The organism is Stackebrandtia sp. (assembly GCF_035643755.1).
GTDB lineage: Bacteria > Actinomycetota > Actinomycetes > Mycobacteriales > Micromonosporaceae > Stackebrandtia.
Genome location: NZ_DASQPW010000144.1, coordinates 1 through 5,337, shown reverse-complemented (window position 1 = coordinate 5,337; position 5,337 = coordinate 1). Strand labels below are relative to the sequence as shown.

The 5,337-nt window shown below is 64.9% G+C and carries 9 protein-coding genes; 7 read left to right on the top strand and 2 right to left on the bottom strand.

Going from position 1 to position 5,337, the window contains the following annotated elements; all coding sequences use genetic code 11:
• The coding region (locus tag VE172_RS11125) for a cupin domain-containing protein (protein WP_324801241.1) at positions 1-702 on the top strand (702 nt) is incomplete at its 5' end.
• Between the two features lie 71 nt (positions 703-773).
• Here VE172_RS11125 and VE172_RS11120 read toward each other — a convergent pair.
• Positions 774-1,397 (bottom strand): TetR/AcrR family transcriptional regulator, encoded by a 624-nt coding sequence (locus VE172_RS11120; RefSeq protein WP_324801237.1) that lies wholly within the window; start codon positions 1,395-1,397, stop codon positions 774-776.
• 93 nt (positions 1,398-1,490) lie between these two features.
• Between VE172_RS11120 and VE172_RS11115 the strand changes: the two genes are divergently transcribed.
• Entirely contained in the window at positions 1,491-1,817 is a 327-nt protein-coding gene (locus tag VE172_RS11115; RefSeq protein WP_324801235.1) for an antibiotic biosynthesis monooxygenase family protein, read from the top strand.
• A 286-nt stretch (positions 1,818-2,103) separates the two neighbouring features.
• Here VE172_RS11115 and VE172_RS11110 read toward each other — a convergent pair whose 3' ends face one another.
• Entirely contained in the window at positions 2,104-2,445 is a 342-nt protein-coding gene (locus VE172_RS11110) for a putative quinol monooxygenase (protein WP_324801233.1), read from the bottom strand.
• Positions 2,446-2,508: 63 nt separating this feature from the next.
• On the opposite strand from VE172_RS11110, the gene VE172_RS11105 reads away from it, so the two are divergent.
• From VE172_RS11105 to VE172_RS11085, 5 genes are all read left to right on the top strand, one after another.
• Positions 2,509-2,817 carry an ArsR/SmtB family transcription factor gene (locus VE172_RS11105; protein WP_349258339.1) on the top strand — a complete coding sequence of 103 codons (309 nt, stop codon included), beginning with the start codon at positions 2,509-2,511 and terminating at the stop codon, positions 2,815-2,817.
• Between the two features lie 168 nt (positions 2,818-2,985).
• Positions 2,986-3,411, top strand: a complete 426-nt coding sequence (locus VE172_RS11100) for a methylglyoxal synthase (RefSeq protein WP_324801230.1) — start codon at positions 2,986-2,988, stop codon at positions 3,409-3,411.
• Positions 3,412-3,765: 354 nt separating this feature from the next.
• Complete coding sequence (locus VE172_RS11095; protein WP_324801228.1) at positions 3,766-3,903, top strand: hypothetical protein; 138 nt, start codon at positions 3,766-3,768, stop codon at positions 3,901-3,903.
• Between the two features lie 207 nt (positions 3,904-4,110).
• Entirely contained in the window at positions 4,111-4,941 is an 831-nt protein-coding gene (locus VE172_RS11090; protein ID WP_324801226.1) for a hypothetical protein, read from the top strand.
• 17 nt (positions 4,942-4,958) lie between these two features.
• Positions 4,959-5,171: a hypothetical protein gene (locus VE172_RS11085; protein ID WP_324801224.1), complete on the top strand. Its 213-nt coding sequence runs from the start codon at positions 4,959-4,961 to the stop codon at positions 5,169-5,171.
• Positions 5,172-5,337 lie beyond the last annotated feature (166 nt).

Here is a 5,337-nt window from a genome sequence, read left to right as displayed (position 1 = left end):
ACCGGCCAAGCCTGGATCGACACGGTCACCGGCGGCGAGAAGCCGTCGGGAACCCACGTCGATCGCGTCCGCTTCGCACCCGGCGCCCGCACCGTGTGGCACCGCCACCGGCTGGGCCAGGTGCTCGTCGTCACCGACGGCGCGGGCCTCGTCCAGCGTCGAGGCGGCAACGTCGAGACCATCCACGCGGGCGACACCGTGCGCATCGCCCCGGACGAATGGCACTGGCACGGCGCCACCGCGGCGACCGCCATGACCCACCTGGCCATCGAGGACATCCCCGACGACGGCAGGACGCCTGAGGCCGGGCCCGTCGTCACCGACGCCGAGTACCTCGGTCACGGTCACGCCGGTCCCGCCGAAGACCCGCCCCCGCTGACCCGCACGATCCTTCTGGACCAGCCGCTGTTGGCGCCCGTGACCACGCATCGTGTCGAGATCCGGCGCATCACGATCGCCCCCGGCCACGCCGCGGGGACGCACGTCCACAATGGCCCGGTTTTCGGCAGTATCGAGACCGGTTCCGTGATCTACCAGGTCGACGGCGACCCGGGCTCCGTACTCGGCCCCGGTGACGTGTTCTACGAACCCGAAGGCGTGCGCATCGCGCGGTTCGACGCGCAAGACGAAGGCGTGACGTTCCTCGGATACTTCCTCCTCGACGCCGACGACACACCCCAGATCGAGTTTCCCGACGCCTAGGTCGCGTGCGTGGTCGATCCGGCCAGGTGGGAATGCGGGTGGCGGTGGCGCGGTCGACGGCGACCGTCTGGTCACTGTCGGATCGCGGCCGGGGCGGTAAAACCGTTGAGGAGCAGTTCGGCGACGTGGCCGCCGATGCTGTCGGGGTCGGCTCGAAGACTGCGGGCGAAACGGGTGACGATGTGGAGAGTGCCGGTAATGGCCTGCGGCAGCAGTTCCGGCGGGAGGTCGTCGCGCAGGAGGCCCTCCTTCTGGCCGCGTTCGACGAGCGCGAAGACGGCTTGGTGCATGCGCCGTGCGGGTGGCGGCGGAACGGGACGATGCGTGTCGCCCGGCGCGGGCTGCCAGTCGGTGGACACCGACAGCACCGGATAACGCTGGATGATCGCGGCCATTTCGACGATGAGAGCCCGCAGCGCGGCGACCGGGTCGAGGTCGCGGTCGACGGCGTCGGTGATGGCCCGGTGAGTCTCAGCGGCGGCGGTGTCGAAAATGGCCCGGCGCAACGCCTCGCGGTTGCGGAAACGGCGATAGACGGTCACCCTCACCACGCCGGCTTCGTCCGCGATGCGCTGGATCGTGGCGCGCGGGTCCTCGGCCAATATCCGGGCGGCGGTTTCCAGGATGTGTTGGTCATTGCGTTGCGCGTCGCTGCGGGGGCCGCGGCGGCGAGGTTGCGAGGCGGCGGGACTCATCCATTAAGTGTTACACGACAGTCACTGTTAACAGATTAGCCTTCGGGCTGACGCGCACATCGCGCGCCACCCCGAAACCAGAAGGAGACCGTCGTGATCATCTTCCCCGCAGCCGACCGGCCGGACGTCTTCGCCATCAACGTGTTCCACGTCCGTGCGAACAGCCAGCAACAGTTCATCGACTGCATCCGCGACGCCGGCGATCCCGCCGATATCCCGGGCCTGTTGTCGATGCACTTGTTGCGCGGCAAGGACGGGACACAGGTCATCAACCACATGCACTGGGCGACCAAGGAAGCCCTCGACCGAGCCGGCAGGGACAATCCGGTGATCGCCAGGACCCGAACAGCCATACGGCAATACATTGACGGCCCCGGGCCCGCCCCCTATGAGGTCGTCGAGATCAAGGCCCGGGACTAACGTCTGAGTGGAAGGCTGCGTTCCTGCCGCGCGCCCATCACACGGCGCCTTGCGGCGTTGTCGGTATGGCGCACCCCGATATGCGCCCGCACCCGCGACTTGCCCGCGATTGCTGCGTCAAGCACGATCGGCTTCCGAGTTTCGCCGTCTTGGCGGCTACGCGCGACGCAAGCCGCTTCCCACACCTGCTCTACGGCGTGTGTGGGATGTTAGTCCAGCCAGGTGACTCCGTCAGTGCCAGCGGGGGCCGGACCAACCTCGGATTGGCGCCGGGCGGGTGCTGGTGTTACCCGTCGATCGGCCGCGGGTATGGGCTGCGCATGGTGAGCCAGCGAATATCGAGGTCTTGTTCGAGATATTCCATCCGGCTGTCCCAAAACGCCTTCATATGCGGCAGCGCCAAATGCCGGTCGAGGTCGGCTTTGGATCGCCATACCTCGTAGAAGATGAAGGTGCCCGGGGCTTCGGTGTCCTCGTGGAAGTGGTACTCCAGCGCGCCGTCTTCGGCCCGGGTCGGCGCGACGAACGACAACAGCAACTCACGCAGTTCGTCGGCACGTTCCGGTTTGGGGTGGGCGAATCCCACCAGGGCATAAGGCGAACCACCCGAAGGTACGGCATCTGTCATACCTCAGAGGCTAGCTCCCCGTCAGGTACGATGCAAACCGTACCTTGAGTGAAGGGATCCACTGTGCCGGACACCGACGAACCCGCCGCCGAGGACATGGACCTCGGTGCGATCTTCGCCGCGCTGGCCGACCGGCACCGCCGCACAGTGGTACTCACCCTGCTCGCCGAACCCGACGGAACCGAACGACACTGCAGCTCCTTCGGTCTCCCGGTCTCCAAGGCCACGCTCACCCACCACTTTCGAGTACTGCGTCAAGCTGGCCTGATCCACCAGGTCAACCGCGGCAACAGCAACATGGCACAGCTACGCCGATCCGACCTAGAGCGACACTTCCCGGCCCTGATCGCACTGTTGCGCACAGAAATCTGAACCCGCCCGTCGGCGCCGCTGCGCCAATTCGACGTCGTTTTCCCGGCCATCCACACCCGAAACCGGACCCGAAGCAATCAATTTACCGTCGGCCGCCGGATCCCGAAACATTTCGCTGCGACGCTTGCTCCCACACGTCGAGGTATACGAGTCCCGAGGAGCAACGGCATGAGCACACCCACGACTGCCGGACACGGAATCGCCCTGGTGGCACACGATGGCCGTAAATCGGACCTGCGCGACTGGGCGCGGACAAACCGACACTCGCTGACACAACACCGCCTGTACGCCACCGGAACCACCGGCCGCATGCTCAACGCGCAGGTCGGCCTGACGGTGCATTGCCTCCACTCCGGGCCCCTGGGCGGTGACCAACAAATCGGCGCGCGCATCGTCGAAGGCGACATCGACATGCTGATCTTCTTCTGGGACCCACTGACAAACCACCCACACACCAGCGACGTCCAAGCCCTGCAACGCCTGGCGACGCTACGCAACATACCCACCGCCTACAACGCCCGCACCGCCCAATACCTCATGACCTCACCCCTGATGAAACCCAACCACGACACCACCACGACGGTGCCGACGTAGACACGACCGAAACACCCACCAACAACCTCCAAACCCACCAACCCGACCCGCCTCGCGTCGGTCCCGGCGAGGCTCTGGCGCAATTCCAGTGTGGTGGTTGTACTGGGTGGGCGGGCAAGCGACTGGTGTGAGCAAGAATAAGTTCGATGAGCCCCACGGACACCCATTCCATAGTGGAGAACCATTTTCGCGCACCTAATTCAGGGTGGTCCTTAGGGTCGCTTAATCGAACACGAAGCCGCAGGCCAAAGCCTTGGTGGATAGGTTCCTGAACCCCAAGAATCAGACATCCGGCAACAGTGACCCCTGTGATCACTACGCCTGCGGACGCCACCAAACGCGTCCACCCGCGCGGTGAAAGACCGTCTCGAACCCGGCGCCCTCGACGCGATCACGACGAAGTACGCCAGCGGCACCCGACAAGTCGACCTTGCCGCCGACTACGGCATCAGCCTGTCCAGCGTCAAACGCATCCTTCGGCGAGCTAGGTAATTCGCAAGCTTCAATAGTGTGCCATTAATTCCATTGTGGATTCATGCCCTATGGGGCGCGGGGCGAGTCTGCTGGTAAACAACGAAGCCGGGGGACTTTTGCGGGGTAAGGCGGGTGGCATCGTCGCCTGACGGGACCTGTTCGCCTGGGCCCGGACAATCCATTCGGGAACGTGGATGTGTCGCGTGATGTGCGTAAGCTTTGTCGATGACTTCGAACCTCGAGTCCGCCGCGGACGATATCGATCGGGGGCGGGTGGTCCATTCGGGGAAGCGTGACGACGCGTCCGTGCTGAAAGCGCGTTGGCAGCTGTGGACAAGCCACCCGGTACGGTTCGCATGCTTTGGCGTGGCGTGGCTGATTATCGTGGCGCAGCTGGTGGAGCGGTGGCTGGACGGTGAATCGGTGCATCTGTCGTCGGTGCTTGTCACCGTGGCGGCGGGGGTGCTTGCTTCGCTGCTGGTTCAGGTGATGTTTCGTCTGCGTACTCGTCGCCTGCCCAAACAGCTGGTCATTGGAGCCGATCGGATCTCGCTGGTGTTCCATGGTGGATTGACTCGCGAGTGGCGCAAGGCCGACGGCGATGTGGTGCGGCTGGTCGCCGACCGCCCGCCGCACTCGCTGCTGATTGGCGACGGCCTGTCGGGTGTCACTTCCGGCCAGCTTGGATGGTTCGATGTGGAGGATGTCCGGAGGCTATGTGCCGCGCACGGCTGGACGTGGAAACACGCCGACAGCCAGGACTTCAACGCCGTGCCGTTCGACCCGCCCGCGCCACGGGCGACAACGACCACGCCATCACCGCCCGCCAGGGCGACGGTGTCGGCGAGTCACACCGGAACGACCCTGATGCTGCGCGAGGGCAAGGCGAACGTTCCCAAGACCATTGGTTTGGCGGTCATCGGGGCTTGGGCGCTGGTGCTGGCCGTCAACGCACTCGGCAAGTCCGGTCTCGCGAGCGACATCCACATCCCCAACAAGTGCTGGGGCTCTCCGGTCTGGCCGTACTCGTGTTTCTCTTCGTCTATCTGTGGCTAGTTGGCCGGAGCCTGCGGGTGCGCGCTTTGATCAGCCCCACCCGTTTTGCCATCGAGTGGGGACCCCGCACCAGGTTGGCCCGGCGAGAGGTCACCACGTCGATCGAGTTCGGTTACACAAGGGTGTTCATTAACGGTACGGGTGGACGCCGGCTGCTGAAGATGCGCCACCATGGACACTCCAGCGAGCTGCGCGACGCGCTGATCGCCAACGGCTGGCTGGTCATATGACACAGCGCCCATGATTCACGCTCGTGGATGCCCCAACAGCCGCGCTTCAGCGTTCCGCCAGCGCGAAGCGGACCAAGGACGACATATTGACGACGACTTGGCCGTGCTCGGATGGCTCAAAAGCACCGAGAAGATCTTCATTGCTCCCGGTGTCCGTTTGGTGGGC